General features: G+C 55.7%; 1 pseudogene. It reads right to left on the bottom strand.

Going from position 1 to position 230, the window contains the following annotated elements:
- Window positions 1–230 (bottom strand): annotated as a pseudogene (locus tag KVT28_RS27380) (trehalose-phosphatase); the annotation flags it as partial.

The raw sequence follows: 230 nt of genomic DNA, 5'->3' as shown, positions 1-230 counted from the left end.
CCAAGCCAGTGCCATACAGCCACAACCCTGTTGAGGCGATAGCGTGCATGGCTGGCCCCTTCACCGACTTTGCCAGAGATCCCCTGCATGGCATTTACCTCGAGGAATCCTTTTTCATCTGTCAGGTCGTCTCCCACAAATACCGGAATGCGTCCGGGAAAGGGTGCTTCCTGCATACTCTCACGTACGCCAGCGCCTTTACCGATGTCTTTCGCCTTCAGTTCGTCCAC

Source organism: Pantoea sp. GbtcB22, assembly GCF_019091025.1.
In the GTDB taxonomy this organism is placed as follows: domain Bacteria; phylum Pseudomonadota; class Gammaproteobacteria; order Enterobacterales; family Enterobacteriaceae; genus Pantoea; species Pantoea leporis.
Note: the sequence above shows the minus strand (reverse complement) of the source record. Positions and strands in the feature narration are given on the sequence as shown.